Source organism: Dankookia sp. P2 (assembly GCF_050632255.1).
In the GTDB taxonomy this organism is placed as follows: domain Bacteria; phylum Pseudomonadota; class Alphaproteobacteria; order Acetobacterales; family Acetobacteraceae; genus Paracraurococcus.
The window spans coordinates 3,465,928-3,491,312 of record NZ_CP192581.1 but is presented as its reverse complement, the minus strand read 5'-3'; the positions used below and the strand labels follow the sequence as shown (position 1 = coordinate 3,491,312).

29 protein-coding genes, 2 pseudogenes and 1 other annotated feature are annotated in these 25,385 nt (G+C 67.1%); of the genes and pseudogenes, 21 read left to right on the top strand and 10 right to left on the bottom strand.

Going from position 1 to position 25,385, the window contains the following annotated elements; genetic code table 11:
* The first annotated feature begins 169 nt into the window (after positions 1-169).
* The 5 genes and pseudogenes from ACQ86J_RS20610 to ACQ86J_RS20590 all read left to right on the top strand — a co-directional run bounded on the left by ACQ86J_RS20610 (position 170) and on the right by ACQ86J_RS20590 (position 4,104).
* Complete coding sequence (locus tag ACQ86J_RS20610) at positions 170-1,477, top strand: hypothetical protein (RefSeq protein ID WP_431266999.1); 1,308 nt, start codon at positions 170-172, stop codon at positions 1,475-1,477.
* Positions 1,478-1,485: 8 nt separating this feature from the next.
* Positions 1,486-1,758: a hypothetical protein gene (locus tag ACQ86J_RS20605; protein WP_431266998.1), complete on the top strand. Its 273-nt coding sequence runs from the start codon at positions 1,486-1,488 to the stop codon at positions 1,756-1,758.
* Between the two features lie 12 nt (positions 1,759-1,770).
* Positions 1,771-3,000 (top strand): annotated as a pseudogene (locus ACQ86J_RS20600) (IS3 family transposase).
* Positions 2,055-2,171, top strand: a sequence feature (AL1L pseudoknot). It overlaps the preceding pseudogene by 117 nt.
* A gap of 77 nt (positions 3,001-3,077) precedes the next feature.
* On the top strand, positions 3,078-3,800 hold the full coding sequence (locus ACQ86J_RS20595) for a hypothetical protein (RefSeq protein WP_431266997.1): 723 nt from the start codon (positions 3,078-3,080) through the stop codon (positions 3,798-3,800).
* On the top strand, positions 3,784-4,104 hold the full coding sequence (locus tag ACQ86J_RS20590) for a hypothetical protein (protein ID WP_431266996.1): 321 nt from the start codon (positions 3,784-3,786) through the stop codon (positions 4,102-4,104). Before ACQ86J_RS20595 ends, ACQ86J_RS20590 begins: the two co-directional genes overlap by 17 nt.
* 362 nt (positions 4,105-4,466) lie before the next feature.
* Here the strand turns inward: ACQ86J_RS20590 and ACQ86J_RS20585 are convergent, their stop codons facing one another.
* Positions 4,467-5,336 carry an FCD domain-containing protein gene (locus ACQ86J_RS20585; protein WP_431266995.1) on the bottom strand — a complete coding sequence of 290 codons (870 nt, stop codon included), beginning with the start codon at positions 5,334-5,336 and terminating at the stop codon, positions 4,467-4,469.
* 260 nt (positions 5,337-5,596) lie between these two features.
* Here ACQ86J_RS20585 and ACQ86J_RS20580 point away from each other — a divergent pair, with 260 nt between their 5' ends.
* From ACQ86J_RS20580 to ACQ86J_RS20525, 12 genes and pseudogenes are all read left to right on the top strand, one after another.
* Complete coding sequence (locus tag ACQ86J_RS20580; protein WP_431266994.1) at positions 5,597-6,616, top strand: TRAP transporter substrate-binding protein; 1,020 nt, start codon at positions 5,597-5,599, stop codon at positions 6,614-6,616.
* Positions 6,617-6,645: 29 nt separating this feature from the next.
* On the top strand, positions 6,646-7,395 hold the full coding sequence (locus tag ACQ86J_RS20575) for a TRAP transporter small permease (protein WP_431266993.1): 750 nt from the start codon (positions 6,646-6,648) through the stop codon (positions 7,393-7,395).
* A gap of 34 nt (positions 7,396-7,429) precedes the next feature.
* Positions 7,430-8,515 carry a TRAP transporter large permease gene (locus ACQ86J_RS20570; protein WP_431266992.1) on the top strand — a complete coding sequence of 362 codons (1,086 nt, stop codon included), beginning with the start codon at positions 7,430-7,432 and terminating at the stop codon, positions 8,513-8,515.
* Between the two features lie 41 nt (positions 8,516-8,556).
* Entirely contained in the window at positions 8,557-9,309 is a 753-nt protein-coding gene (locus ACQ86J_RS20565) for an alpha/beta fold hydrolase (RefSeq protein ID WP_431266991.1), read from the top strand.
* Positions 9,310-9,348: 39 nt separating this feature from the next.
* Positions 9,349-10,374 carry a hypothetical protein gene (locus ACQ86J_RS20560; RefSeq protein ID WP_431266990.1) on the top strand — a complete coding sequence of 342 codons (1,026 nt, stop codon included), beginning with the start codon at positions 9,349-9,351 and terminating at the stop codon, positions 10,372-10,374.
* 3 nt (positions 10,375-10,377) lie between these two features.
* On the top strand, positions 10,378-11,367 hold the full coding sequence (locus ACQ86J_RS20555; protein ID WP_431266989.1) for a C-terminal binding protein: 990 nt from the start codon (positions 10,378-10,380) through the stop codon (positions 11,365-11,367).
* Between the two features lie 40 nt (positions 11,368-11,407).
* A pseudogene (locus tag ACQ86J_RS20550) lies at positions 11,408-12,263 on the top strand (fumarylacetoacetate hydrolase family protein).
* Between the two features lie 391 nt (positions 12,264-12,654).
* Positions 12,655-13,017 (top strand): hypothetical protein, encoded by a 363-nt coding sequence (locus tag ACQ86J_RS20545; RefSeq protein WP_431266988.1) that lies wholly within the window; start codon positions 12,655-12,657, stop codon positions 13,015-13,017.
* A gap of 98 nt (positions 13,018-13,115) precedes the next feature.
* Positions 13,116-13,943: a DUF3489 domain-containing protein gene (locus tag ACQ86J_RS20540; protein ID WP_431266987.1), complete on the top strand. Its 828-nt coding sequence runs from the start codon at positions 13,116-13,118 to the stop codon at positions 13,941-13,943.
* Positions 13,943-14,347 carry a recombinase family protein gene (locus tag ACQ86J_RS20535; protein WP_431266986.1) on the top strand — a complete coding sequence of 135 codons (405 nt, stop codon included), beginning with the start codon at positions 13,943-13,945 and terminating at the stop codon, positions 14,345-14,347. The genes ACQ86J_RS20540 and ACQ86J_RS20535 overlap by 1 nt, the downstream gene beginning before the upstream one ends.
* A gap of 115 nt (positions 14,348-14,462) precedes the next feature.
* The gene (locus ACQ86J_RS20530; RefSeq protein WP_431266985.1) at positions 14,463-14,645 is read left to right on the top strand and encodes a recombinase family protein; all 183 of its coding nucleotides are present in this window, start codon (positions 14,463-14,465) and stop codon (positions 14,643-14,645) included.
* Between the two features lie 67 nt (positions 14,646-14,712).
* Positions 14,713-15,141 (top strand): bleomycin resistance protein, encoded by a 429-nt coding sequence (locus ACQ86J_RS20525; RefSeq protein WP_431266984.1) that lies wholly within the window; start codon positions 14,713-14,715, stop codon positions 15,139-15,141.
* A 54-nt stretch (positions 15,142-15,195) separates the two neighbouring features.
* On the opposite strand, the gene ACQ86J_RS20520 is transcribed toward ACQ86J_RS20525, so the two are convergent.
* Both ACQ86J_RS20520 and ACQ86J_RS20515 read right to left on the bottom strand, forming a co-directional pair.
* Complete coding sequence (locus ACQ86J_RS20520) at positions 15,196-15,549, bottom strand: DUF1349 domain-containing protein (protein ID WP_431266983.1); 354 nt, start codon at positions 15,547-15,549, stop codon at positions 15,196-15,198.
* A gap of 25 nt (positions 15,550-15,574) precedes the next feature.
* Positions 15,575-15,772, bottom strand: a complete 198-nt coding sequence (locus ACQ86J_RS20515) for a DUF1349 domain-containing protein (RefSeq protein WP_431266982.1) — start codon at positions 15,770-15,772, stop codon at positions 15,575-15,577.
* A 262-nt stretch (positions 15,773-16,034) separates the two neighbouring features.
* Between ACQ86J_RS20515 and ACQ86J_RS20510 the strand changes: the two genes are divergently transcribed.
* Entirely contained in the window at positions 16,035-16,169 is a 135-nt protein-coding gene (locus ACQ86J_RS20510) for a recombinase family protein (RefSeq protein WP_431266981.1), read from the top strand.
* A 41-nt stretch (positions 16,170-16,210) separates the two neighbouring features.
* Here ACQ86J_RS20510 and ACQ86J_RS20505 read toward each other — a convergent pair whose 3' ends face one another.
* Positions 16,211-16,402 (bottom strand): VOC family protein, encoded by a 192-nt coding sequence (locus ACQ86J_RS20505; protein WP_431266980.1) that lies wholly within the window; start codon positions 16,400-16,402, stop codon positions 16,211-16,213.
* Between the two features lie 668 nt (positions 16,403-17,070).
* Entirely contained in the window at positions 17,071-18,072 is a 1,002-nt protein-coding gene (locus ACQ86J_RS20500) for a Bug family tripartite tricarboxylate transporter substrate binding protein (protein ID WP_431266979.1), read from the bottom strand.
* A 160-nt stretch (positions 18,073-18,232) separates the two neighbouring features.
* Here ACQ86J_RS20500 and ACQ86J_RS20495 point away from each other — a divergent pair.
* A protein-coding gene (locus ACQ86J_RS20495) for an IS5 family transposase (protein ID WP_431272477.1) occupies positions 18,233-19,032 on the top strand; the annotation gives its coding sequence in 2 pieces (ribosomal slippage) (positions 18,233-18,752 and positions 18,752-19,032; 801 coding nt in all).
* A 20-nt stretch (positions 19,033-19,052) separates the two neighbouring features.
* Here ACQ86J_RS20495 and ACQ86J_RS20490 read toward each other — a convergent pair.
* On the bottom strand, positions 19,053-19,439 hold the full coding sequence (locus ACQ86J_RS20490; RefSeq protein WP_431266978.1) for a hypothetical protein: 387 nt from the start codon (positions 19,437-19,439) through the stop codon (positions 19,053-19,055).
* A gap of 618 nt (positions 19,440-20,057) precedes the next feature.
* Here ACQ86J_RS20490 and ACQ86J_RS20485 point away from each other — a divergent pair.
* Positions 20,058-21,356, top strand: a complete 1,299-nt coding sequence (locus tag ACQ86J_RS20485; RefSeq protein ID WP_431266977.1) for a caspase family protein — start codon at positions 20,058-20,060, stop codon at positions 21,354-21,356.
* Positions 21,307-21,585 carry a hypothetical protein gene (locus tag ACQ86J_RS20480; RefSeq protein ID WP_431266976.1) on the top strand — a complete coding sequence of 93 codons (279 nt, stop codon included), beginning with the start codon at positions 21,307-21,309 and terminating at the stop codon, positions 21,583-21,585. The genes ACQ86J_RS20485 and ACQ86J_RS20480 overlap by 50 nt, the downstream gene beginning before the upstream one ends.
* Before the next feature lie 677 nt (positions 21,586-22,262).
* Here the strand turns inward: ACQ86J_RS20480 and ACQ86J_RS20475 are convergent.
* Genes ACQ86J_RS20475 through ACQ86J_RS20460 form a run of 4 tightly spaced genes read right to left on the bottom strand, consistent with a single transcriptional unit; the run spans position 22,263 to position 25,326 of the window.
* Entirely contained in the window at positions 22,263-22,535 is a 273-nt protein-coding gene (locus ACQ86J_RS20475; protein ID WP_431266975.1) for a hypothetical protein, read from the bottom strand.
* A complete protein-coding gene (locus ACQ86J_RS20470) occupies positions 22,505-23,719 on the bottom strand; it encodes a terminase large subunit domain-containing protein (protein WP_431266974.1) in 1,215 nt (404 codons plus the stop codon). Before ACQ86J_RS20470 ends, ACQ86J_RS20475 begins: the two co-directional genes overlap by 31 nt.
* Positions 23,709-24,080: a hypothetical protein gene (locus ACQ86J_RS20465; protein ID WP_431266973.1), complete on the bottom strand. Its 372-nt coding sequence runs from the start codon at positions 24,078-24,080 to the stop codon at positions 23,709-23,711. Before ACQ86J_RS20465 ends, ACQ86J_RS20470 begins: the two co-directional genes overlap by 11 nt.
* Positions 24,064-25,326, bottom strand: coding sequence for a site-specific DNA-methyltransferase (locus ACQ86J_RS20460; protein WP_431266972.1), 1,263 nt, complete (start codon positions 25,324-25,326; stop codon positions 24,064-24,066). Before ACQ86J_RS20460 ends, ACQ86J_RS20465 begins: the two co-directional genes overlap by 17 nt.
* Positions 25,327-25,385: the final 59 nt, after the last annotated feature.

Genomic DNA, 25,385 nt, shown 5'->3' with positions numbered 1-25,385 from the left:
TTCTGGCCCCGTCTCTTCGTTCCGGCCAGAAACCACGAAGCTGACAATGCCCGGCTGGCCAGGCGCCTTCGCCCTGCCAGAGGCAGACGGGTAAGATGGGCGAGCTTCCCCTTTCCACCGGTGGGGACGGTCGACGCCGTACCACCCCAGGACATGGGCGGTTCCGCGCATGACGGTCACGGTCCAGGTCCTTTTCGATCAGCCGCAGCACGAGATCGCCTCGCTGCTGCGCGATCGCCTCACGCGCTGCGCCAAGGCATCATTCGTCGCCGGCTTCATGACGGTGGAAGGGATCGAGGCCATCGCCGCGCCGCTGCGCGCGCACCCAAGCAAGCTTGCTCAACTCGTCGTCGGCGCTGCCACCTGGCGCGCCTTCGACGCGCTGGACCGCCTGCTTGCGGCTGACGTCGCGTCGTCCGCCCTTCACGTCCATCTGGGACATACGCGGCCAACCGGCACCAACAGGCACCCCTTCGCACGCTACCACCCCATGGTGCACAGCAAGGTCTATCTGCTCGACATGGGCGATGGCCAAGCCGCCGCCTTCACAGGCTCCCACAACCTCACCGGCTTCGCCCTACACGTCAAGAATGGCGAGGCCGGCGTTCTGCTGGAAGGCCCCGCGAACGAGCCGCATTCTGTCGCGCTGCGCCAGCATGTGGATGAAGCCGTGCGCCAGGCGGTTCCCTACGACCCGGGCATGAAGGAAGCATACACGTGGTGGACAATGCAGTTCATCGACGGCCTCTACGCGGAGGCTAATGGCGACCTTCCCAAAGACGCCGAGAACATGCGGACCATCGTCGTCCTGGCTGCATACACCAGCGGTCGCCTGCCGCGCCCCGGGCAGATCATCTACTTCGAGATCCCCGAGGCGCTTGACCGCATCCAGTCGATGCAGGCCGAGGTGCACATCTACGTTTTTCCGACTCTGCCACCGACCTCATCCCTGGCCCTGGCGAGCCTGGGCACGGCGATCGCCCGGCTGTCGTGCAAAGTCGAAGGCATTGAGGCGGGGCGAGGCGGTATCGAGCTGCGCGCCGACTGGCACATCGACAACCGCCGCCGCCCGGAGCTGAAGCCCACGGTCCTGCCGTTCCGCCCGACGCCCGCCTCCGGCATGCAGCAGGTTCGCGTCCGGGTGCAGGGCCCCGTCGCCGGTCAGTACGAGTATCTCTTCGATCCGGGGAAGATCGCCTGGGCGCCAATCTACGATCCGGAGGGCGCTCTGGTGGCAACGCCAGATGACGAGAGCGCACGAGAGACCGAGCTCGCGTTGTTCGACACCCCGGCGCGGGTGGATGCGCCTTGGCAGCGTGTCCGCGGGCTGCAGCGCGCCAAGCCAGCCGGCTCCGACGCACGTCAACTCGCCCTGTGGGAGTCCACACCCGACTCCGAGGCGTTCATTTTGTTCTCGCCCAGGCGCCGCAAGCTGACGCCGCGGCGTGAGCGGTCCGAAAGGGCAGATACTCCATGACTGGACCGATGTTTGTCTCGCTGGACTCGGCGGGAATGGCGGCGTGCATCGGCGGTGCCCAGGTTTCAGTCTGCTATGCGGCACCGGGGATCCAGCAAGAACCCGCCGAGGCCCTGGCCCACCTGGCGAAGCGCCTCGATCCGGTGCTGATCACGGTGATTCTGGACTTCGATGAGCGCGTGATGCGCATGGGGTTTGGAGATCTCGCTGCTGTAGCGGTTCTCCGAGGCGCCGGGATCGCCGTGAACCGTCCCGGGTTTGCCGGAGGCCTCAATCGTTGAGAGGATGGGGCAATGACCAAGAAGACGTCGAACCGCTATTCGCCTGAAGTCCGGCAGCGTGCGGTGCGGATGGTGCTGGACCATGGGGGCGACCACGCCTCTCAGTGGGCCGCGATTGGGTCGATCGCGGCCAAGATCGGCTGCACGGCCGAGGCGCTGCGGAAGTGGGTGCGGCAGGCCGAGCGCGATGCGGGCCAGAGGTCCGGAGCGTCGACGGAGGAGCGAGAGCGCATCAAGGGGCTGGAGCGCGAGGTCCGCGAGCTGCGGCAGGCCAATGAGATCCTACGCAAGGCTTCGGCGTATTTTGCGATGGCGGAGCTCGACCGCCGGTCGAAGCCATGATCACCTTCATCGACGATCACCGCGAGGTCTACGGTGTCGAGCCGATCTGCAGGATGCTGCGGATCGCTCCGTCGACCTACCATGCCCATGTCGCGCAGCGTGCTGATCCGACGCGGGCCTCGCCTCGAGCTCGGCAGGACCTGGTGCTCATGGCGCAGATCCGGCGGGTGCATGCGGCCAACTTCGGGGTCTACGGCGCCCGCAAGGTCTGGCGGCAGTTAGGCCGGGATGGCACCGCGATAGCCCGCTGCACGGTGGAACGCCTGATGCGGCGGATGGGGCTCTGTGGCGTTGTCCGCGGCAAAGAGACCAGGACCACGATCGCCGACAAGGCCTCGCCTTGCCCAGCGGACAAGGTGAACCGCCAGTTCCGGGCGCCGCACCCGAACGCCCTATGGGTGTCGGATTTCACCTACGTGGCGATCTGGCAGGGCTTCGTTTATGTGGCCTTCGTCATCGATGTGTTCGCCCGCCGCATCGTCGGCTGGCGGGTGTCGAGGACGGCACATGCGGACTTCGTCCTCGATGCCCTTGAGCAGGCGCTGCACGACCGCCGGCCGCTGAAGGGCGGGCCTCATTCATCACAGCGACAGGGGCAGCCAATACGTTGCGATCCGCTACACCGAGCGCCTGCTCGAGGCCGGTATTGAACCCTCCGTCGGCAGCGTCGGCGACAGCTACGACAACGCGCTCGCCGAGACCGTCATCGGCCTGTTCAAGGCCGAGGTGATCCGCCGACGCGGCCCGTGGCACAACCTGGAGGCCGTCGAGTACGCCACCCTCGAGTGGGTGGACTGGTTCAACCACCGCCGTCTCCTCGAGCCGATCGGCAACATCCCGCCCGCCGAGGCCGAGGCGCGTTACTATGCCCGCCAGCAGGAGATTGCGGTGGCGGCCTGACTCAAGCTCATCGGCCTCCGGCAAACCCGGGACGGTTCACCGTGCGCTCAACCCCAGGGCTGCGCACCGGCCTCCTGGTGGTTGACGACGCGGGTTTCATCTTCACGCCCATCGCCCGGTACCTCGAGGCCGACCGGCGGGAAACCGAGGCTCCGAACGCGCTCCGCTTGTCTCCGGAGCAGGTGCGCGAAGCCCTCGCTCGGCTTTCCCCGGCTGCCAAGGCGATCGCCGTGGCGATGGCGAGGACGCCCGAGGAACGGGAAAGGATCCAGGAGCAAGCCGTCGAGGTTCGGTCGGACGATATCCCGCCTACACAGTTTGCGGAGGTCGAGCAAAGCCTGAAGGATGCGCCGCCGGCGAGCTTCGACGTCGCCCGCCAGGTCCGCGTCTTCGAGCCCTACCTGCAATACGTGGAACTGAATCTGACCGGCGCGGCCATTCAGCGCCGCAAGCTGGCGATTCCCAAGGTCATCCAGAACCTCGGAGCGGCGGAGGGAGCGCAGTCGAGGTTCAACACGACCTTTGACCTGATCGACCGCGAAAGCGAGCTGTCCTCAAAGCATATTGAGGATGCGCTGAAGGACATCCGGGACAATTTCACGCCCTCGCTCGGCAAGGACCACGGCCGTGTGCTGCTGAAGGCGCAGAAGCCATTGTTTGAGCAGCGGCTCGACGATCTGCGCGCCAAGCTGGAGGAATCCCAAGCCAAGGTGATGAGAGAAGCTGCAAAGCAGCCTCGATGCGTCCCGCGACGAGATCGTCGCCTATTACGTTCCAACGGTGTTGGCGAACCCGCCTGACAAATTCCGCGGGCAACTGCTGTCACCCAATCCCACCGATGACCACGCCCGCCGCTGGCTGCGGCAACAGTTGGAAAGTGTCATCCCGAAGGCGGACGAGCTGATCAAGAAGATGGAGCTCAAGCAGACCTACAAGGACGTCACGTTCGAGACCCTGAACAAGCCGGACTTCCTCCAGAGCCTTTGGGAGGCCTTTCCGGCTGTGGATTGGGACAAGGCATACAACGAGTTTCAGGCTGCAGGCGAAGCAGCATCGGCGGGTGCCCCGGGTGGCGATCGCGCTGAAATCGCCGTTCTGCCTTGATTCCTGGGATCCGTACTGTATCGGCCAAGGCAACAGGTCCGGAGAGAGTAGGCGGCGAGAGAGCCACCTTCCGCCCTCGCTGGCTCGGGCCGGTCAGCAGGCCTCCCCCGAAGACCCCAGGGAACCTGCCGCTTAGCGCGTCGGTCAATCTCACGGAGAGCAGGACGCCCAGGCCAACTGGCGGAGCACCCGAGATCCGAATTCTCGGTACGTTGGCCGCTCGCCACCTCGGGGCCGAAGCGAGATTCTCGCTCTCCGATCCTTTGGTCAGGCGGTGGAATTGCTGAATCGGAGCAGGGGAGCCGCGCCGAAGATGGCTCGAAAACAAGGCCTTAAACCTTGTTGGCAAAATCGGCCAACCCTCAAGGTCCGGAGAGCCTCCGGCCTTTCGGAGAGAAGAGCCGCCCTCGTTCCGCCGTTGCACCATCAAGGTCGCGGCCGAAAACCGCAGGAAACCTGCGCCTCTGCGCGGTGCCCTGGTCGGGAGAGACAGGTTGTGAGGAGACCGACTGGAGCACCGGTAGCAACCGGGGAATGAAATTCTCTGAACCTTTTTGGGTCGTTAAGCCTGCGACTGCAGGTAGCGGGCCATGCCATTGACCGCATGAACGCGCATTGCTGCACCTGCTGCCTCGATATCCCGCAGGGCAAGCGCCTCCAGGACGGCGGCGTGTTCCGCATGGGCCAGCACGAGCCCTGTTGTCGGAGCCATAGCCGCGCTGGCGTAGCAGGTGCATCTGGTCAGCCAGGCGACGATAAATGGTGAGCAGGGCACCATGCCCGGTCAACTCGACTAATCGGTCGTGGAAGCCAACGTTCAGCGGGTAGTACTGCCCGATGGCATTCTTGCGCGCATGCGTCCCGAGGCGGTTGTTCAGCCGCGTCAGTTCCGAAAGCTGGCCGTCCGAGATGACCGCCGCAAGACGGCGCCCGGCCATCTCTTCGAGGCAAGCGCGCATTTCGTAGAGCTCAATGGCCTCGTTCCGGGAGAACTCGCGCACGAAGGCGCCGCGGTTCTTTTCCAGCCGTACCAGCCCGGCTTCCTCCAGAGCGCGGAAGGCTTCCCGCACCGCGGCCCGGTTGATGCCGAATTTGTCGGTGAAGCCGGCCTCAACGAGTTTCTCCCCGGCGGCAAGTTTGCCGTCGCGGATCATGTCGACGATCTTGCCTTGCACCAGCGACGCTAGAGTCTTCGTCTGGACCAGTTCGAGTTGCGCTTCTACCGAAGCCATTGGGGTCCTTCCGACCTGACAAACGATGCTTTGTATATGTCGGCAATCCATCGCGCGCAAATGCCATTCTCGCTTTGATTCAAGCCATGCGGTTCGGATTGCATTTTCGTGCCATGAGGCCGAATCCCGTCAAGTTCTTGTTTTAGCAGCCTAAAGATTGCCCTTTCTTGCGATGATTGAAAGATTGTCGACAATCTTATAGCCGTCAGACGACAAAAAATTCCTGCGATCAATCAGGAGCGCAGGCAGGAGGAACCACCATGGAAGCCATCACTCGCCGTCGTCTGACGTCCATCGCCGCCGCCGGCTCCTTCGCTCTGGCCATGCCTGGCCTCGTGCGCCCGGCGCGGGCAGCGGATTTCCAGTACAAGTTCGCGCACGGCTTCCCGCTGACCCATCCGGTGCACACGCACCTCGTGGCCGCGGCCAAAAAGACCGCGCGAGACACTGGGAACGCCCTGAAGATCGAGGTCTTCGGTGCGAGCCAGCTGGGCGGCGACAGCCAGATGATGTCGCAGCTCCGCAGCGGCGGCGTCGAGTTCTTCACCACCGCGGGCCTGATCCTGAGCACCTTCGTGCCGGTCGCAGGCATCTACGGCATGGGCTTCGCCTTCAAGAGCTACGACGAGGTGTGGAAGGCGATCGACGGCGACCTCGGCGAGCACATCCGAGACGCATTCGCCAAGGCTGGGGTCCACCCCTTCACCACGGTCTGGGACAACGGCTTCCGCCAACTCAGCACGAGCAACCGCCCGGTCCAGAAGGCCGACGACCTCAAAGGGCTCAAGATCCGCGTGCCGGTGAGCCCGCTCTACACCTCCCTGTTCCGTGGGTTGGGCGCGGCCCCAGTCAACATCAACCTGGGCGAGGCTTATGCGGCCCTCCAGACGCAGTTGGTCGATGGCCAGGAGAACCCGCTCGTGGTCTTCGAGACCGCGAAGTTCTTCGAGGTGCAGAAGCACGTCGCGGAAACCAACCACATTTGGGACGGCGCCTGGCTGCTCGCTGGCCGTCGCGCCTGGGGTGCGCTGCCGGCCGACATGCAGGCGGTCGTCACGCGAAACTTCAACGCCGAAGGCCTTCGGCAGCGGGCGCTGTCGGCGGAACTCAACAACTCGTTGAAGCAGCGCCTCACCGCGGCGGGCATCGCTTTCACTCAGCCCGACGTCGCCAGCTTCGTGGGCGCGCTGCGTTCCACGGGCTTCTACAGCGAATGGCGCGGCCGCTACGAGCCTGCCGCTTGGCAGCTGCTGACGAAGTACGCCGGCGAGCTTTCGTGACCGCCATGCAAGCACACGGGAACGCCACGGTGGCCGAGGCAGCGGCCACCGGACTGGAACAGCTTCCGGCGCATCAACGTCTCGCTGGCAGGACAGAAGCGGCTGTCCTGGCCCTGGCATCGCCTGTGGCAGCGATGCTGGTGGTGATGATCGCCTGCATCCTGCTGGCCGGGGTCATCGCCCGATATATCTTCGGTCAGCCGTTGAACTGGGCAGACGAGCTTGCCTCGGTGCTCTTCCTCTGGCTCGTCATGTTCGGTTCGGTCATTGCCCTCGGCCGCAACGAGCACATGCGGCTCATGCTTGTGCTTGGCATGGTGGGCGGAGGGACGCGCGCCCTGCTGGAGGCGTTCTCAACCCTCGTCATCACCTTGCTGCTGTGCCTGCTAATCGCTCCGGCCTTCGAATACGCCATCGGAGAGTGGATCATCACCACCCCGGCCCTCGAAATGCCCGACGGCCTGCGGGTGCTTGGCATTGGCGTGGGGCTCGCCTTCATGCTGGCACTTTGCGGAGCCCGGCTGTTGCGGGTGGCCACTCTCGGCCAGCTCGCCGGTGCCGCCGGGGTGCTGGCGGTGCTGGTGGCGGCGCTCGTGCTGGGCAAGCCGCTCATCATCGCCATGGGGAAGTACAACCTCCTGCTCTTCTTCGTCGTGCTGGTCGCTGGCGGTGTCCTGCTGGGCGTGCCCATCGGCTTTGCCTTCGGCGCGGCAACAGTAGCCTACATCACAATGGCTACCCGCGTGCCGCTTGAGGTCGTCGTCGGCCGAGATCGATGAGGGCATTTCCCACATCATCCTCCTCTCGATCCCCATGTTCGTGCTGCTCGGGCTGTTCATGGAGATGAGCGGGCTGTCCCGAGCCCTGGTGGGCTTCATGGCCAGTCTGCTGGGCCATGTGCGGGGCGGCCTGCACTACGTCCTGATCGGGGCGATGTACCTGGTGTCGGGCATCTCAGGCTCGAAGGCGGCGGACATGGCCGCCGTGGCGCCGATGCTTTTCCCCGAGATGGAGAAACGCGGCGCAGACCGCCGCGACCTGGTCGCTCTGCTTGCCGCGACGGGTGCGCAGACGGAGACAATTCCCCCGAGCTTCGTGCTGATTATTCTCGGTTCAGTGACCGGCGTCTCCATCGCCGCCCTGTTCACCGCGGGGCTGCTGCCCGCGCTCGTCGCTGGCGTGGCAATCGCGGTCGTGTGCGCCCTGCGCTCGGCAAAGGATGATCTCTCCGCCACGAAGCGTCTGACTACCGTGGAACTGGCAAAGGTCTTCGTCACCGCTCTGCCAGCCCTGGCGCTGCCGTTCATCATCCGAGCCTCCGTCGTCGAGGGCATCACGACGGCGACCGAAGTGTCGACGATCGGCATCGTCTACTGCATCGTAGCTGGGCTGCTGGTCTACCGTCAGTTTGACTGGCGCCGGATCTATCCGCTGCTCGTTTCAACCGCATCGCTGTCGGGTTCCATCCTTATCATCCTCGGCATGGCAACCGCCATGGCCTGGGCGCTGACGCAGTCCGGCTTCTCACGCGACCTCGCCGCCCTGATGAGGGCGGTGCCGGGCGGAGCGGCCAGCTTCATGGCGGTGTCCGTCATTCTCTTCATCCTGCTCGGGAGTCTACTGGAAGGCATCCCGGCCATCGTGCTCTTCGGCCCGCTGCTCTTCCCCATCGCCCAGAGTATGGGCATCCACCAGGTGCACTACGCGGTGGTTGCCGTGCTCGCCATGGGCGTCGGGTTGTTCATGCCGCCCTTCGGCGTCGGCTTCTATGCCGCCTGCGCCATCGGCCGCGCCTCTCCGGACGAGGTCATGGGCCGCGTCTGGCCCTACCTCTCCGCTGTCATCCTCTCCGTCATCATCGTCGCCGCAGTGCCCTGGCTGTCCATCGGGCTGCTGTGACACGCGTGCAAACCAACCCGTCGGCAACAGGAGGAACTAATATGCTGGGCTTCAAGGCCATCGGACACGGTCCGACCAAGATCGTCCTCATTCACGACTGGCTCGGTGACCACACCACCTACGCGCCCGCCGAGCCGTACATCGACCAGTCCCGCTTTACCGTTATTCTCCCTGACCTGCGGGGCTACGGCTTGTCCCGCCACCTGGACGGCTTCTCGCTCGACCAGGCGGTGGGCGACCTCGTCGCGCTGGTCGACGCGCTGGGCATCGAGCGCTTCGCTGTCGCGGGCCACTCGATGAGCGGCATGATCGCGCTGAAGCTCGCGCTCGAGCTGTCCTCGCGGGTCACGCATGTCATCCTAAGCGCCCCGGTCTCCGCCGATGGCCTGACCCTGGACGAAGGCGGCCGGGCCTTCTTCGAAGCCGTGGCCCGTGACCAGGGCGCCTGCCGCGACATCGTCGCCGCGGTGACGGGTGGCCGCTACGACGCTGCCTGGCTCGACTACAAGGCCCGCCGCTCGCGCGAGACCTCCACCGAGGCAGCGCGCCTCGGCTACTTCAGCAACATGCTGCTGGGCCCTGGCTTCGCCGACGCCCTGCCGCGGCTTGCCATGCCTGTCCTGGTGCTGACCGGCGCGCACGACACCGATGGCTTCAAGGAAGCGGACCTGCGCGGGAAGCTCGACGGCGTGCTCCCCTCGGTGCAGTTCGAGACCATCCTCGAAGCCGGGCACTACCCGATGCAGGAGGCGCCCGTGCGGTTCGCCTCTCTCCTGCAGGCCTTCGTCGCCTGACCTGCTGACTTGCTATCCCTCATCCTCCGGAGCACTGCCTTGTTCGAGCCGATCGAGATTGCCCGATCCCACGACTTCCTTTGGAACAGCGCCCTCATGACCCGTGAGGGCAGACTGTTCTCCTCGATGCCCGGATGGCTCGGGGCAACGCCTGGCGTGGTGGAAGTCTTCCCGGACGGTACGTTCAAGCCGTTCCCAGGGAACGAGTGGAACGAGTGGGGCGAGGGCAAGGACCCAACGAAGCACTTTGTCGACGTAAACAGCATCATTCCCGACAGCAAGGGGAACCTCTGGGTGCTGGATGCAGCGGCGCCGTACTTCGGCACCGCCATCCCGGGTGCGGTGAAGGTCGTCCAGATCGAGATCGCCACCGGCGCCACCAAGCGGGTCATCATCTTCGACCCCAAGGACGCTCACCCGGGTACCCGCCTCGCGCATATGCGCTTCCACGGCGACCATGCCTTCATGGCGGAGTCGAAGGAGGGGTCGTTCTACGTGATCGACCTGCGCGACAACAGCTATCGCCGGATCCTGGTTGGGCATCCGCTGATGCGCTGTGCGCCGGAGGATGTGCCGACGATGGAAGGGCGGCGCGTTCACCTGCTGAACGGCAACCCCATGTACATCCACAACGACCTGCTCGAGTTCGGCACCGACCCCGACATCATCTTCTTCATGTGCCTGTTCGGCCGAAAGGTCTTCAAGGCGCATGTCGACACCTTCAAGGACCGGACCCTGACCGACGCCGAGATCGCGGAGCGGGTCTCTGTCGCCTTCGACGTGGGTGGCCCCTGGATCGCCGGCATCTGCCGCGATGCTGATGGCACCTGGTACCTGACGGATGGCGAGAGCAACGGGTTGCGGCGCATCCGCCCGGAGGCCAACGGCGCCTCCGACCTGGTGGTGAGCCGGCCCGACCTGGTCTGGCCGATCACCCCGTCCATTGCACCGGATGGCCATGCCTACTTCACGGCGTCTCAGCTCAACCGTGTCCCCATGTTCTCGGGCGGTCCGGACCTCGTGGAACGCCCCTGGCGGATGTTCAAAGTCAAGGTGAGGGACTGAGCGATGCCGCAGATCGCGAAGGTTGTCCTCAGCGACTACGTCTGGGAGTCGCTGGATGTGGAGCACCAAACGCTGGCCGGGCTGGCTTCGCTGGTGCCCTTCAAGGCTGCCGCACCGGCCGATTTCCTGCCCGAAGCAGCCGATTGCGACGCCCTGCTCAACACCTATGCGGGGCCTATCACCGCGGAGGTGATGGCCGCCATGCCGCGCTGCAAGATCATCGCCCGCTACGGGATTGGCGTTGATACGATCGACCTCGAAGCGGCGACGCAGGCGGGTATCATCGTCACCAACAACCCGACCTACTGCGTGCAGGAGGTCGCCGAGCACGCCTGCGCGCTGATCCTCGCGGCCGCGCGCAAGGTCAGCTTCTATGACCGCCGGGTCCGCAGCGGGGAGTGGGCGGTGCCGCCGGGCAAGCCGATGTTCCGGCTGGCGGGCAAGACACTCGGCCTGGTCGGCTTCGGCAACATCGCCAGGCAGGTCTCGCGGCGCATGGCGGCCTTCGGCATGCGGATCCTCTACGCCGACCCGTTCGTCGGCAATGTCGAGGCCGACCTGAAGGCGGAGAGGGTGGAGTTCGGTGACCTGCTGCGAGATGCCGACATCATCTCACTGCACCCGCCGCTGACCGCTGGCACGCGGGGCATGTTCGATGATGCAGCCTTCGCGGCGATAAAGCCTGGCACCGTCCTGGTGAACGTCGCTCGCGGACCGATTGTAGATACCGCCGCCCTGGTCCGGGCGCTCGACTCCGGCCGATTGGCTGGGTGCGCGCTGGATACCACCGACCCGGAGCCCCTGCCGGAGGTGCACCCGCTGCGGGGGCGGGACAATGTCATCCTGACGCCACATGTCGCTTGGTACAGCGAGGAAGCGCTGGTCGGGCTGCAGGCTGGCGCGCCATCAGAGGTCGCGCGGGTCTTGCGCGGCGAATGGCCCGTCAACGTCGTCAATCCCGCCGTGCGGGGCAGGAGCCGGTCAGGCCTCTGAGAAGGGCTGTCCAGTCTCGGACCACCAACAAGGAATCACCATGAAGCTTTGCCGCTACGGCGCCCCCGGCGCCGAGAAGCCGGGTCTTGTGGACAAGGACGGCGTCCTCCGCGATCTGTCCGGCCATCTGCGCGACATCGACCCGGCAGTATTGGCGCCGGAGGGCCTGGCGGCGCTCGCCAGGCTTGATGCGCCGTCCCTGCTGCGTGTCGAAGGCAGCCCACGGATGGGCGTACCCTATATCGGGATGTCGAAATTCATCTGCATCGGGCTGAACTATTCGGACCATGCTGCCGAGGCGGGGCTTGCCGTGCCGAGCGAACCCATCGTCTTCCTGAAGGCCATGTCGGCACTCTGCGGGCCGGATGACGACACGGTGATGCCGATCGGCGCGACGAAGCTCGACTGGGAGGTTGAACTCGGTGTCGTCATCGGAACCCGGGCGCAGTACGTGAGCGAGGATGAGGCCCTCTCCCACGTCGCCGGATACTGCGTGGTCAACGACGTTTCCGAACGAGCCTACCAGATGCAGTCCTCGCAGTGGGACAAGGGCAAGGGCTGCGACACCTTCGGCCCCGTCGGCCCCTGGCTGGTCACGGCCGATGAGGTGGCTGATCCCCAGGCGCTGGACATGTGGCTGGAGGTAAATGGCCGCCGGATGCAGAACGGTAACACGCGGACGATGATTTTCGACGTGAAGACCATTATTGCCTACGTCAGCCGGTACATGAGCACTGCTGCCTGGTGACATCATCGCCACCGGCACGCCGCCCGGCGTTGGCATGGGCATCAAGCCAGAGCCGGTGTGGTTGGGCATCGAAGACACGGTGCGGCTTGGCATCACGGGTCTCGGTGAACAGAGGCAGCGCGTCGTGACGCATCCCGGAGCCAGGTGAAGCCTGGGCGAGCGAGGGATTTCCACCCGTTGAGCAGGAAGTTCGTCGGGTGGGAGCCAAGGCCGGGACAGGACAAGGGGCCCGTCCGCATCTCATAAGATCAAAGCACGGGGTGAGCTTACCAAGGCGGCAGTCGAACGCCCTGCTCCCATTGTGAGGGGCAGACCGCCTCGTGCACGGCGAAGCTTCGTCGCGACTTCGTCGTCGCTCATGGTGTCGTCCCCTGTCCCCTACAGCCGCTCGACTATGCGGAGGGGGCTGTTGAACAGCGGAAAGCTGCCGCATGTGGCAGCGGGCTCCTCTCTCGGTTGGTTCGCTGAAGCTGCTATTCCGCTTCACTTCCGCTGTCAGCAGAGCGAATGGTCGGTCACGCCAGACGGAGACCGCCCCGATGACCAGCCCCACCCTGCCGACCGAGAACACCGCCTGGGGCTTCTGGGGCACCATGGGCGAGCAGGCCGAGGCCGCCTGGCCAGTCGCCTTCGCGGCCATCCAGCAGGCCACCGGCGCCGAGGCCGAGGCAGTGCGCGCCTTCCTCGACGGCCGGCACGGGCGGCACTTCGCGGACGGTGTGCAGGACGCGATGCATGCCGGCGCCGGGATAACCGAGGCGATCGCGGCGACGACGGCGCGCCGGATGGGCTGGCGCATCAACCGCCGCACCGCCCGCGAGACCGGCCTCCCGGCCGGCCGGCCCTACCTCAGCGGCTTCGTGCTCGACGCCGGCATCGCCGCAGAGGCCGCCGCCGCCTGACGCGGCCCCGCCTGCCGCACGGCCCCGACCGGGTGCGCCCGGCGGGGCTCCGGGCAGTAGCACCCGGCTGGTCGGGTGCCGCACCCAGGAGCCCCACCATGGCCCTCTCCGACACCGCCCGCCGCATCCTCGCCGAGGCCGCGCAACACCCGCTGCGGCGGGCTGCGCCGCCCGACAAGCTGCCGACCGCCGCCGCCCGGGCGGTGCTGAGCAACCTGCTCAAGCAGGGCTACGTCGAGGAGTGCGAGGCGTCTCGACGAGTTCGCCGGCCTGCGCTGGAATCAGCAGGACGGCACACGGCCCGCGGTGCGCATAACCGAGGCGGGGATGGCGGCAATCGCTGCCGCGCTTGCCGACACCGTGACGGCGGACGAGGCCAAGGACGGCGTCGAACAGACGGCGCTCGGCACGCTCCCCCTACGCGGCACAGGAGCCCAGTAGCGCGCCGCTGGCGCCGCCCGCGGCTGCGGAAGCCCTGGTGGCGCCCACCGACGCCGAGGCCGCCCAGCAGCCCGCCGCGGCGCTCCTCCGCCCGCCCCAACCTGCGCGACGCCGCCCGTCGCGCGCTCGCCGCCTGGGACGACGAGGTCGGCGGACGCATCGGCCTGCAAGACGCCATCGCCACCCTTCGCGCCATCCTGGTCAAGCCTGCCCCGGCACCCCGCTCCGCCGGCCCGCGCAAGCCGCGCGAAGGCACCAAGCAGCAGCAGGTGCTCGCCCTGCTGCGCCGCCCGGAGGGCGCGACGGTGGCCCAGATCATGGCCGCGACCGGCTGGCAGGCCCACACGGTCCGGGGCCTCTTCGCCGGGCTGAAGAAGCGCCAGGGCCTGTCGGTCGAGGCCGCCGAGCGGGTCCGCCAGGTCGGGCCCGGCAAGGAGGGCGCCAAAGGCAGCTACACGGTGTACCGCATCGCCGAGGCGGGCTGATGCGGCCTACGCTGGCCCACGGCGCCGCCCGGCTGGCGGTCGGGTACCTGCGGGTCTCCACTGCTGAGCAAGGCCACAGCGGCCTCGGGCAGGAGGCGCAGCAGGCCAGCGTCCAGGCCTATATCACGGCGCAGGGCTGGACGCTGGTCGCCGAGTACCAGGACGTGGCCAGCGGCAAGGATGACCGCCGGCCGGGCTTCCAGGCGGCGCTGGCCCGCTGCCGGCAGCTCGGCGCGGTGCTGGTCGCCGCCCGTCTCGATCGGATCACCCGGCGCGCCCACACCCTCTCGGGGCTGCTGGAGGAAGGCTACGCGATCCGAGCGGCCGATATGCCAGGCGCCGACGATCTGATGATGCGGATCTACGCCGCCATGGCGCAGAAGGAGCGCAGAGCTGATCAGTGAGCGGACGAGGGCCGCACTGCGGGCCGCCAAGGCTCGTGGGGCGCTGCTGGGCGGCGACCGGGGCTACCGGCCGGCGGCGGGCCCCAGCGCCGCTGCAGCGGCCCAGGCGCGGCGGGTGTCGGCGGAGCGGGCGGCGCACCGGCTGGCTCTGGAAGTAGAGCGGCTGCGCGCCGAGGGTGTCGTTGGCCAGGCGGCGATCGCGCGGGCGCTGACCGAGCGTGGGGTGCCGGCGCCAAGGGGCGGGACGGCATGGACCCACACGACAGTGGCGCGGGTGCTGGCGAGGGCGGCAGCCTGATCACTTGGATCAGGCCGTCAAGAAGGGCGGAGTGCGGACTCTCGCCGACCCGACCTAAACTCGGGCGATGCAGTCGCCCTCCGTGCCGCCCGAGGCGGTCGCCCTGGTGCCCGAGATCGAGGTATCGGACTTCGCGCGTGCCCTGCACTTCTACGTGGAGGTGCTCGGCTTCTCGGTCCTGTACGAGCGGCCCGAACGCCCATTCGCCTATCTCGCGCTCGGCGCCGCCCACCTCATGGTCGAGCGCGGCGGCACGTGGATGACGGGGCCGCTGGAACACCCCTTTGGGCGGGGCCTGAACTTCCAGATTGCCGTGCCCGACGTGGCGGCGGTGGCGGCCCGCCTTGAGACCGAGGGGTGGCCGCTGTTCCGGCCGATGGAGGACGCTTGGTACCGCCGGGGCGACGAGTGCGTAGGCGCGCGCGAGATCGTCGTACAAGACCCGGACGGCTACCTGCTTCGGTTCTCGCAGCACCTTGGCGTGCGCAGGGTCTAAGTCTGCTTGGGGTCGAACTTTGCTGTTCAGAGCTCCCCTTAACCACAGCCCTGATCAGGTCAGGTCGTGCAGTGTCTTCCCTGTCGGCGAGGTCAGGGCATAGTCACTGAACAGGACCTTCAGGCCCGCTCGCTCCGGCGTGCAGCACATCGGCCCCACGATGTACCGTTCAGCGGCTGGGAAGGGGCAGAGTCGCACCAGCGGCCAGCGTAAGCCGTCACTGGAAGCCTGCAGGCGCAACACGCCGCGGTCGACGGTGACCCTGATCCAGACATCCGACGGGTCACCGCGGAAGGGTCCCGTGGCCCAGTCGGAACGCCCAAGGGTCAGCACGCTGCCCAGCAGCGCCTCACCGTCCGACAACTCGATTCCGGCCTTGATCCAAGTCTCGTTGTCGACCCGCACCATGAGGCCGGCCTGGTCGTAGAGGCTTTCATAGCGCGCTCGGACCCGAAGGCGTCGCGGTGAACGGGCCTTCCACCTGGCGTCCGAAGAAATGGCCGCTGTCTTGAGTGAAGCCGTAGTGCGTCTCGCGCCAGAAATCCGTCGCACGGTCCGTCACGGCGGTAACGTGGTCCGCCCCCATCTTCCACTCGGCAGGCTCGTTCAGCCAGCGGCATTGCTCAAACATCGTCGTTCCACCTCGGCTCCAGGCCACGTCAGAATGGGCCGAAGGTCAACCATGGAGGGGTTTCGCAGTTCACTCCTGCAATCCCGAGCCGCCGCCAGGGGTCGACCTCAGGCTCGTTCGACCTTCGCCTGCACGACCCACCCAATAAAGGGCGGCTCGCCGCAATCCGCGCACCACAAGCTCCCGGCATAGCCCGATCAGGTGCAGTCGGGCATCGCGTCCGGCCAGCGGGATCAGCGCCCACCTCGCTCTATAGAACGCGGTGCGGGCGGAGGGCGTCACTGGCCAGGCGGCAATCGCGCGGGCACTGACCGAGCGTGGGGTGCTGATGCCGAGGGGCGGGACGGCATGGACCCACACGACGGTGGCGCGGGTGCTGGCACGGGCGGCAGCCTAACCGCTTGGGTCGGACTGTCGAGAAGGGTGGAAAGCAGCCCCTCAACTGGTTGGATCAGTGGTCGCCGCCACCAGAGGCGGCTGCATGAACTCGATCGTCGCGCCGTCAGGACCAACGGCGTAGATCACCCGCGTTCCGGCCCGCGCGCCGCTCGCAATTGGCTGAGGTGTGCCCTGTGCCTTCCAGCCGTAGGCAGCGATCCGCGCGAGGAGCACGTCGATATCATCGACCACGAGAGCGAGATGCGCGAAGCCCGGGTCGAACGGCTTGGCCGGCGCGCTCGGCCGATCCAGGCTTTGATATTACAAGAGTTCGATCGTCTGATCCGCTAACGACACTATCGCCAAGCGCACCCGTGTCCCATGTGCCCCCGTCACTTGGCCGAGGAACTCGCCCCCCATCTCACCCGTCCGCACGAGCCGCGCGCCGAGCCCATCAACCCAGAACCGAAGGCTCTCATTGAGAGACGCAACCGCAAAGCCGACATGGTCGGCGCGTTGCACCTGGATGTTTGCGTGTCCCATCATGCGGGCCGTTCTACCGGCAAACGAGCCGGACGTCTGCTTTGCGTCGACCTCGGACTCTTTCGGTCTGCTCCTGGACCACCCAGCCGACGAACGGCGGTTCACCACACTCCGAACACCACAGCTTCGCGGCAGAGCCCAATCAAGTGCAGCCGAGCATCGCGCCCGGCCAGCGAGATCAGCGTCCGGCGCCGGAAGATCCGGACACGGCAAGCGCAGGGCAGCCGCAACGCCTGGTCCCTGGCCAAGTGGTCGACAGTGAAGGTGAACGCCGGGTCCATGCCCGCCACGAGGGCCGCCACTCCGCTAGGGCTTGTTTTCAAAGGGCCGAGCGTTCATGCGGCGAGCCGTTCGTCGACTCACTCTCGGCTCAGGACTCAATCCGGCGTAATGTTGTGCCGCCTAATGATTTCTCCCCAACTGGCTCGGTCGGTGGCGATCTGCCGCTCGAACTCCTCCGACGAACCGCCTAAGCGCCGCAAACCGTTCTCGGCCAAGCGGCGCTGCACCGCTGGGTCTGCCAGTGCTTGGGTGATTTCGGCGTTCCACCGCGCCACAAGCGCCTGCGGCATCCGCCGCGGGCCTACCACGCCGAACCAGCTGCCCGGGACCACGAAGCCCGGTAGGCCGGTGCGGGAGATGACAGGCACATCGGGCAGCAGTGGCGAGGGCTCGGCCGTGCCGTAGCCAACCGGACGTAGGCCACCATCGCGGATCTGCCCCAGGAACTCCGGCATGTTGCCGAACATCACGTCCACTTGGCCGGAAGCGATATCGAGGATAGCCGGCGCACCGCCACGATAGGGCACCTGTTCGATCCGCACGCCGGTCAGCGAGGCAAAGAGAACGCAAGCAAGTTGCTGGCTGGAGCCGGCGCCGACCGTCGCGCATGTCAGGCGGCGGGAAGGGTCTTGGCCAAACCTAGCCAAGTCCTGCCAAGTTCGGACCTCGCTGCGTGGGCCAGTGATTAGGATGTTGTAGGCCGAGGCGACATTGGCGATCGGCACCATGTCACGGTCCACATCGTAGGATAGGGCCTGCATTTGCGGCGCGATGGCCAGAATGCCGGTGGAGCCGAGCAGGAGGGTGTGGCCGTCCGGAGCAGACCGCACCAACTCCTGTGCTGCCACCGCCCCACCCCCGCCTGTGCGATTGTCCACAACTACCCGCTGCCCGAGTTGCCGTGAGAGCTGGTCGGCCAGGATGCGCCCGACCAGGTCGGAGGTACCTCCAGGAGCGAAGCCGTTGAGAAAGCGGATCTCGTGTGCGGGGAAGGCGTCCTCGGCCGCATAGGCCGGCCCGGCTAGCGCCGTGCCAGTGGCAACAAGCGCGGCCAAGGTGACACGGCGCAGGAGCGCGCGCCGGGATTGCTGTCGCATGCTTCCCTCCTCAGCCGGGCGTCGCACTTTGCCGCCGACGCGCCGCCGTCATAGGACCACCGCCCGGGCCGTTGCGCAAACCACCTATGTCCTCACCGTTGGGCGAAGCAACGGGAGGTAAAGAGCCATGGCGGCCATCGCTATGACGGTGCCCGGCGCGATCGGTAGGCGCGGGTTGAGCGACGCGGAGTGGACGCGGCTCCGAGCCCTGCTGCCGGAAAGCCCTCGCACGGGCCGACCACACAAGGACCACAGGCTCGGTCTCGACGCGCTGCTATGGTTGGCTAGGACCGGGGCACCTTGGCGCGATCTGCCTGAACGTTTCGGCCCATGGCGAAGCATTGCTACCCGGTTCTACCGCTGGACCAGGTGCGGGCTGTGGGAGCACATCCTCTCCGCACTACGGCAGATGGCCGACGCGCGGGGCGGCATTGATTGGGAGGTCCATATGGTGGACGGGACCAATATCCGCGCCCACCGGCATGCGGCCGGTGGAAAAGGCGGCCAGCACGCGCAGGCGCTTGGGCGCTCGCGCGGGGGCTTCGGCAGTAAGCTGCATTTGCGCTGTGATCGACGCGGCCGGCCGATGGCCTTTGTCCTGACACCAGGCGAGCGGAATGAGCGAATGGCGCTACCGGACCTGCTCGCGGCCGGTGCCGTCCGGCGGGGTGGCCGCGGCCGCCCCGGCTCCGGCCGAAGACGCTGGTCGGGGACCGCGGCTATACCGGGCAGCCCGCACGGGACCTCCTCCGCCGGCGTGGCATCGCCGCGGCTATCCCGCAGCTCCGGACCGAGAAGCGGCCGAGGCTCATGGACTGGAACCTCTACCGCGAAAGGAACGTGGTCGAGCGCTTGGTCGGGAGGCTGAAGGAATACCGGCGTGTGGCGACCCGCTATGACAAACTTGCCGCCTGCTACCTCGCATTTGTCCAACTTACAGCCGTCCGGATGTGGCTTTGAAAACAGGGCCTAAGCCACCGCTATCGGCTTGCCGGGGCTGAGCGACGACGCATCACGACGTAACCGCTTGCCGTCAGCTGCCGCACGAGCTGGGCGGCAGCTAGTTGGGAGGCATACTCGACACCGGTGCGTCGCGCCTTGCCGCACTCGTCGGCGCGCATCGCATAAGCCAGCGAGTCCGCCACCTCGGCCGGGTCCACCGGGCTCAGGGCGGCTCCGGCAGCATCCTCCGCCGCGTGCGGCGTTTGGTAGCACCCCAGCTCCCGCAGCAGCCCGGTGACGGCCCTTGTCACGGCCCCGGCCGGCAGTGCCGGTTGCAGACCGCGTCCCAGGCCACGCGCCTCGGCAGCGACCTCCAGCACGGTCATGGACCGGGTGGCGATGGCGGTGGTGATCACCTCCCGCATGCGGCGGAGGACTTCGGGACTAACCGGGCCAGGCTCGCTCATGCGGGTCAGCATGTTCTAGTTTTGTTCGATTCGCAAACCGCAGACCCGCGTTGTCCCCCGCCGCCCTACGCGTTCTCCGGCCGCAGGGATGGATCGTCGGCCCCGCCGCTGGCTTCACGTAGCAGGCCCGCCGACCCGGCCGGTGAGAGCCGGTACATGCCCTCTAGCGGCCAAAACTGAGCTGCAAGCCGGCAGAGATCCAGCGCACCTCGATGGCGTTGAGGTAGGCCTCGCCCGAGAAGTCGGCTCAGCCAACCTTGCCGGGTCACGGCGAACACGCACTCACGAGGCTGCCATTTGCAGCTTTCAATCAGCAGAACACAAAGTCCTGTAAAACAACTTTGAAGGCGGGCATGTTCCGCGAAGTCTTTATCCCGGTGGGGCCGTTAGGGGGCGGCGGAACAACCCTCGGGCGCCGGCAGGCGAGGTCCGCGCAGGGTGGCGCGAGATGCGGCCGCAAGGCCCCCGCTCCCTCTCCTCCTCGCGCTTACCACCCTGCTGCTGGCCTGCTGGTCAGGGTCCGCTTCGGCGCAGGGCCGGGTGGCACTCGTGGTAGGCAACGCGGCCTACCGGCTCATGCCGGCGCTGGCCAACCCGGGCGCGGACGCGCGGGCGGTGGCCGCCGAGCTTAGCCGGCTAGGCTTTGAGGGCGGCCGGGTCGAGCCGCTGCTGGACCTCGACCTGGCCGGTCTGCTGCAGGCGGTGCGCGCCTTCGGCGATCGGGCGCGCGGCGCCGAGTTGGCGGTGGTCTACTTCAGCGGCCACGGGCTGCAACTCGCCCCACCCCGGGCGAGCCGCCGCAGGAGTTATCTGCTGCCCATCGACGCCCGGCTCGAGGACGCGCGCGACGTGCCGCGCCAGGCGCTGGCCCTGAGCGAGCTGCTGGCCGAGACGGCAGGGCGTAGCCAGGGCGCGGTGGTGATCCTGCTCGATGCCTGCCGCAACAACCCGGCGGTGGTGCGGCTGGCTGGCCAGGGCACCCGCGGGGCGCAGGCGCGCAGCGGCCTGCTGCCGATCGCCCAGGACCGACTGCCGCTAGGCACGCTGGTCTCCTATGCCACCTCGGCCGGGGCGGTGGCGGACGACGGTACCGGGCGCAACAGCCCCTATGCCACGGCACTGGCCCAACATCTGCGCACGCCGGGGCTCGACGTGGTGCAGGTGCTGCGGCGGGTGCGCGCCGACGTGCGGCAGGCGACAGGAGGCCGACAGGAGCCGGAGATCGTCGACAGGCTCAACGCCGACGTGGTCCTGGCCGCACTGCCGCAGCAAACCCAGCCTGTTCCTGCTTCCGTGGATCGGGAAACGGTCTTTTGGCAGTCAGCGGTGGCGGGCGGAACGCGAGGTGACTTCGAGGCCTATTTGCAAGCGTATCCTAGCGGTTCCTACGTCCCCTTGGCGCGAAGCCGGTTAGCGGTACTTTCCAACCCCAACATGCCCGTGGCCACCCTAACCGCACCAACGTCCCGCGCCGATGATGAGTGGACAGCGGAATCGCGCCTGGCCGCGAGGATGAGCCTTAAAGCGCTTGGCTACTGGCAAGGTGAACCCGATGGACAGCGCTTCGACACGGCAATGCGCCTAGCGATTCGACGCTGGCAGGCATCTCTTGGGGCGGCGGAAACCGGAGCGCTCGACTTGGATGCCTTGACGCAGTTGGGCGAACAAAAGGATTTCCTAAACCAACTACTCGGCAGGCCCCCGCTGTCTCCGCTCGGGACGAGCATGGCATCGGTGACCGGAGGAGCGGCCCGGTTTGCTAAGGGTTGGACGGTAGAGCGCCCCCAAACCGGCGCTTCCAACTTCGCAGAGGCGGCCTACTGGTATGGCTTGGCGGCGCAGGACGGTGAGCCGAGAGCATTTCACGCAGCTTAGGCTGCTGCTGGCACGCGGGCAAGGTGTCGAGGTCAATCCCTCTGCCGCCGCGCTCGTCTGGCGCGTCGCGGCGGCTAAGGGAGAGGCAGCAGCCGCCTACAATCTCGGCATGATGTACGCGCAAGGCATCGGCGTTGCAGCTAATCGGGAGCGGGCGCGCTATTGGCTTTCGATAGCCGCCCCCCACAATGCGGGCGCACGCGCAGCGCTGCAGAAAGTACCGCGGTGATGAAAAGCATGATGACGCCGCAAGTCATATGGGTTGCAGCTTTCCTGGGCTCTGCAGCACCCTTTGCTTTCCCTAGTCTCGGCCAAGCGCAACCGGATCCATTCCAATCGGCTGCGCCTCCTGTCCCGGCGCCAAAGCCAAGCCGCCCGGCGCCCAACAGACAAAGTGCTCCAGGTTCAGTTGCACCCAGCCGAGAAGAGGTCGCCCGTAGGTGCCTGACTGAGAACGAAAGGGCAGCGTTCGAGATCGAGGCTCTCAAAACGAGGATGATGGTATGGGCAACAACCTGTCCTCGAGGAGACGAGTACAACGCCTTTGTTCGCCAGTTTCAAGGCTCTCTCCGAGCGGCACAATCTCGTATCTTTGAGATTTTTCAGCGGATCTATGGTACAAGCGAGGCACAGCGACGTTTGGATATTTGGGTAACTGAACTGGCGAACGATCAATCGGCGGATGCCAAGCGCCAGGGACGCGACTTCTGCCAGAATGAGGCAAGCCTCTTCCGACAGGTAATCTCACTCAGCAGCGAAAATCAGTTGGTCGATCTTTCACGTGCCCGAGGTATCAGCGTGCCCAACATACCGCCGACGTGTGATGGCACTACTCGGTAGTCCGGCATGGCGGACGAGGTTCACCACCGACCAACGGTCGTTGGTCCGTGGCGAACAGCCCTGTGGTCAGGCGATGCGCCAGTCGGCGACGCCGAGGTCCTCCTGATCGAACAACCGCGCCCAGCTGTCCTTCGGCGCCTTGGCCTCGGGTTTGCGCGCGGTCCCCTTGATCATCTTGTCCAGCAGCTGCCCGAGCAGCCCGAGGGCATCGACCTGGTCGTCGTGCTTGCCCGCCGGGAAGGTCAGCAGCTCGGCCTCGAAGGCCTTCCGCCACGGCGCGTGCCGCAGCAGGTGCAGCCCGTCGAGCGCTAGGCGACCGCGGATCGACTGCGCCCGCACCGACTTGTCGCCCCGCGTCGGAAAGGTGTGCCGCGCCACGTAGGCCTGACGCTCGCGCATGCGGCGCTCAAGGAAGGGCCGATGCCGGCGCGGATCTGCCCGGTTTCCTCCGCCCAGCCGATCGGCCGCCACTCGCGCACGAGATCGCAGAAGGCCTCAACCCAGGCATCGGCGGCGGTCTGGCCGCGCCAGAGGTCGAGCAGCCAGAGCCGGCCCTCCGGGTCCATGCCGACCACCACATGGACGGTGTAGTCGCCGCCGGCGGCGGTGACGGCGTAGTCCGAGCCGCCGTAGACCTGCAGCGTCGCCCGGTCCGGCAGGCTGTCGGCCTCGCGCAGCCACTGCCGCTGGAAGTAGTCGCCGGTGTCCGGCACCGGGCGCTGCTGATAGAGCGCCGACCAGCTGCGGGTGCTGGCCTCGGCCTTCACCCGGGCCAGCGAGGCGGCGTAGCCGTAGCTGTCATCGCCCCACAGCATCTCGCCCGGGTCGCGGCCCAGCGGATCCTCGGCCTCAGCCTCGGCCGGCAGGGACACCACCCGCCATTGGCCGCCCTGCGCCTCGAGCAGTCGGCCGGACAGGTCGTCCTCGTGCCAGCGGGTCTGGACCACGACGATGGCCGCCCCGGGCCGCAGGCGGGTGCGCAGGTCATCCTGGAACCACTCCCAGACCCGGTGCCGTCGCGCCTCGCTGTCCGCCTCCTCCCTCGATTTCACCGGGTCGTCGATCAGCGCCAGGTCGGCCCGCAGGCCGGTGATGACGCCGCCGATGCCGGCGGCGCGGTACTCCCCGCCGTTGCTCGTAGTCCAGAGGTCCTCGGCCTCTCGCTCCAGCCGGTAGCCGAGCACCAGGCCATGGGAGCGGATCCGGCCTCGTACCCGGCGGGAGAAGGTGCCGGCCAGATCGGCGGTGTTGCTGGTGGCGATCACCCGGCGGTCGCGCCCCTGGGCGAGGAACCAGGCGGGGAACAGGTCGGAGGTGTAGGTCGACTTGGCCGAGCCGGGCGGCATAAACACCATGAGGCGGTCATGCACGCCATCGGCCACGGCCTGCAGCTCACGGATCAGCAGCCGGTGGTGGGCGGCGGGGGCCAGCCCCTGCGGAGCGAGCGCGTGGTCGCACCACAGCCCGAAGTCGCGCCGCATGGCCCGGCGCTGGCCAAGCTCCCAGGCGGCATCATTCGCCATCGATGGTCAGCCGAGCCGCGCTGGCCCGGCCGATTTCCTCCATCAGCTCGTCATCGGTCATCTCTACTGCCGCCCTGGCCGAGAGCACCACCTCGTGCTTTTCGCGCCAGCCGGCCCGGGCCTTCATCCAGAAGATCGCCGCGGCGGTGTTCTCGCCGGAGGTGGCCATCTGGAACAGGGTCTGCGCCACCTTGGCCGTCGCCTCGATCGAGCCGCGGTCGAGCTCGCGGCGGAAGTGCTTGCGGAGCGTCTTGTCGTCGATCTCGATCAGGGTGGCGATGTCGGCCTGGGGTATGCCGAAGCCCGACATGGCGCGCACCGTCCGGCGCTGCTCTTCGGTTGGCTTAAAGGGTACCGGCATGAACGGCCTCCGGCGCCCGCTCCAGCGCCACCTCGGCGAAGCTGCGCCCGTCCCCGTCCAGGACCGCCGGCTGGCCCGTGAAGGCCTGCCAGCGGGTCAGGGCGACGTCGACATAGGCCGGCGTCAGCTCGATAGCGTGGCAGCAGCGGCCCTCCAACTCGGCGGCGATTAGCGTGGTGCCGGAGCCGCAGAATGGCTCGTAAACCGCCTGACCCGGGCTCGAGTTGTTGCGCATTGGCCGGGCCATGCACTCCACCGGCTTCTGGGTGCCGTGGGTGGTCTCGGCATCCTGGCCCTTGCTGGCGATCTGCCAGAGCGTGGTCTGCTTGCGGTCGCCAGCCCAATGGCCGGTACCTCGAACCGCGTACCAGGCGGGTTCGTGCTGCCAATGATAATGCCCACGGCCCATGACCAGGCGGTCTTTGGCCCAAACGATCTGGGCGCGGATCTCGAAACCCGAGGCGGTCAGGCTTTCGGCTACCGTGGTCGCGTGCAGAGCGCCGTGCCAGACGTAGGCGACGTCGCCCGGGAACAGCGCCCAAGCCGCCCGCCAGTCCGCCCGGTCGTCGTTCTCGACCTTGCCGACCCGCGGGGTGCTGCTCAGCCCGGCGCGGTTGCGCCAGGCCGGGTCGTACTCGACGCCGTAGGACGGGTCGGTGACCATCAGGTGCGGCTGGACCCCTGCCAGCACGGTCGTGACTGCCGCGGCGTCAGTGCTGTCGCCGCAGAGCAGGGAGTGCCGGCCCAGGCGCCAGAGGTCGCCAGGGCGGCTGACCGGATTAACCGGGACTTCCGGCACGGCGTCCGGGTCGGTCAGGCCGGCCCCGGAATCGAGCAAGAAGCCAGCGATCTCGCCCGGATCGAAGCCGGTCAGCGCTAGGTCAAAGCCCTCGGCCTGTAGGTCGCCGAGTTCGATCCGCAGCAGGTCGTCGTCCCAGCCGGCCGAGAGTGCGAGGCGGTTGTCGGCCAGCAAATAAGCCCGGCGCTGCGCCGGCGAAAGATAGCTGAGCTCAATAGCTGGCACCTCCTTCAGATCGAGCTGCCGCGCCGCCGGCAAGCGACCTTGGCCGGCGATAACGCCGTGCTCGCCGTCGACCAGGATCGGGTTGGTGAAGCCGAACTCACGGATCGAGGCGGCGATCTGCGCGACTTGGGCTGTCGAATGGGTGCGAGCATTGCGGGCATAGGGGACAAGGTCGGCGACGCGGGCCAGGTGGTAGGCGGGAAGGTTCGGCGTGCCGACCATGGCGAGGCTCCCAGCGACGCTGAGAGCAGCGCGGCGCTGGCGCGAGAATACCGGAGCGG

Coding starts and splice junctions, on each gene's coding strand:
- ACQ86J_RS20610 (WP_431266999.1), top strand. CDS start 170: ATGACGGTCACGGTCCAGGTCCTTTTCGATCAGCCGCAGCACGAGATC.
- ACQ86J_RS20605 (WP_431266998.1), top strand. CDS start 1,486: ATGTTTGTCTCGCTGGACTCGGCGGGAATGGCGGCGTGCATCGGCGGT.
- ACQ86J_RS20585 (WP_431266995.1), bottom strand. CDS start 5,336: ATGGCTTCGGTAGAAGCGCAACTCGAACTGGTCCAGACGAAGACTCTA.
- ACQ86J_RS20580 (WP_431266994.1), top strand. CDS start 5,597: ATGGAAGCCATCACTCGCCGTCGTCTGACGTCCATCGCCGCCGCCGGC.
- ACQ86J_RS20570 (WP_431266992.1), top strand. CDS start 7,430: ATGTTCGTGCTGCTCGGGCTGTTCATGGAGATGAGCGGGCTGTCCCGA.
- ACQ86J_RS20565 (WP_431266991.1), top strand. CDS start 8,557: ATGCTGGGCTTCAAGGCCATCGGACACGGTCCGACCAAGATCGTCCTC.
- ACQ86J_RS20555 (WP_431266989.1), top strand. CDS start 10,378: ATGCCGCAGATCGCGAAGGTTGTCCTCAGCGACTACGTCTGGGAGTCG.
- ACQ86J_RS20545 (WP_431266988.1), top strand. CDS start 12,655: ATGACCAGCCCCACCCTGCCGACCGAGAACACCGCCTGGGGCTTCTGG.
- ACQ86J_RS20540 (WP_431266987.1), top strand. CDS start 13,116: ATGGCCCTCTCCGACACCGCCCGCCGCATCCTCGCCGAGGCCGCGCAA.
- ACQ86J_RS20535 (WP_431266986.1), top strand. CDS start 13,943: ATGCGGCCTACGCTGGCCCACGGCGCCGCCCGGCTGGCGGTCGGGTAC.
- ACQ86J_RS20525 (WP_431266984.1), top strand. CDS start 14,713: ATGCAGTCGCCCTCCGTGCCGCCCGAGGCGGTCGCCCTGGTGCCCGAG.
- ACQ86J_RS20520 (WP_431266983.1), bottom strand. CDS start 15,549: ATGGTGCGGGTCGACAACGAGACTTGGATCAAGGCCGGAATCGAGTTG.
- ACQ86J_RS20515 (WP_431266982.1), bottom strand. CDS start 15,772: ATGTTTGAGCAATGCCGCTGGCTGAACGAGCCTGCCGAGTGGAAGATG.
- ACQ86J_RS20500 (WP_431266979.1), bottom strand. CDS start 18,072: ATGCGACAGCAATCCCGGCGCGCGCTCCTGCGCCGTGTCACCTTGGCC.
- ACQ86J_RS20490 (WP_431266978.1), bottom strand. CDS start 19,439: ATGCGGGAGGTGATCACCACCGCCATCGCCACCCGGTCCATGACCGTG.
- ACQ86J_RS20485 (WP_431266977.1), top strand. CDS start 20,058: ATGCCGGCGCTGGCCAACCCGGGCGCGGACGCGCGGGCGGTGGCCGCC.
- ACQ86J_RS20480 (WP_431266976.1), top strand. CDS start 21,307: ATGGCTTGGCGGCGCAGGACGGTGAGCCGAGAGCATTTCACGCAGCTT.
- ACQ86J_RS20470 (WP_431266974.1), bottom strand. CDS start 23,719: ATGGCGAATGATGCCGCCTGGGAGCTTGGCCAGCGCCGGGCCATGCGG.
- ACQ86J_RS20465 (WP_431266973.1), bottom strand. CDS start 24,080: ATGCCGGTACCCTTTAAGCCAACCGAAGAGCAGCGCCGGACGGTGCGC.
- ACQ86J_RS20460 (WP_431266972.1), bottom strand. CDS start 25,326: ATGGTCGGCACGCCGAACCTTCCCGCCTACCACCTGGCCCGCGTCGCC.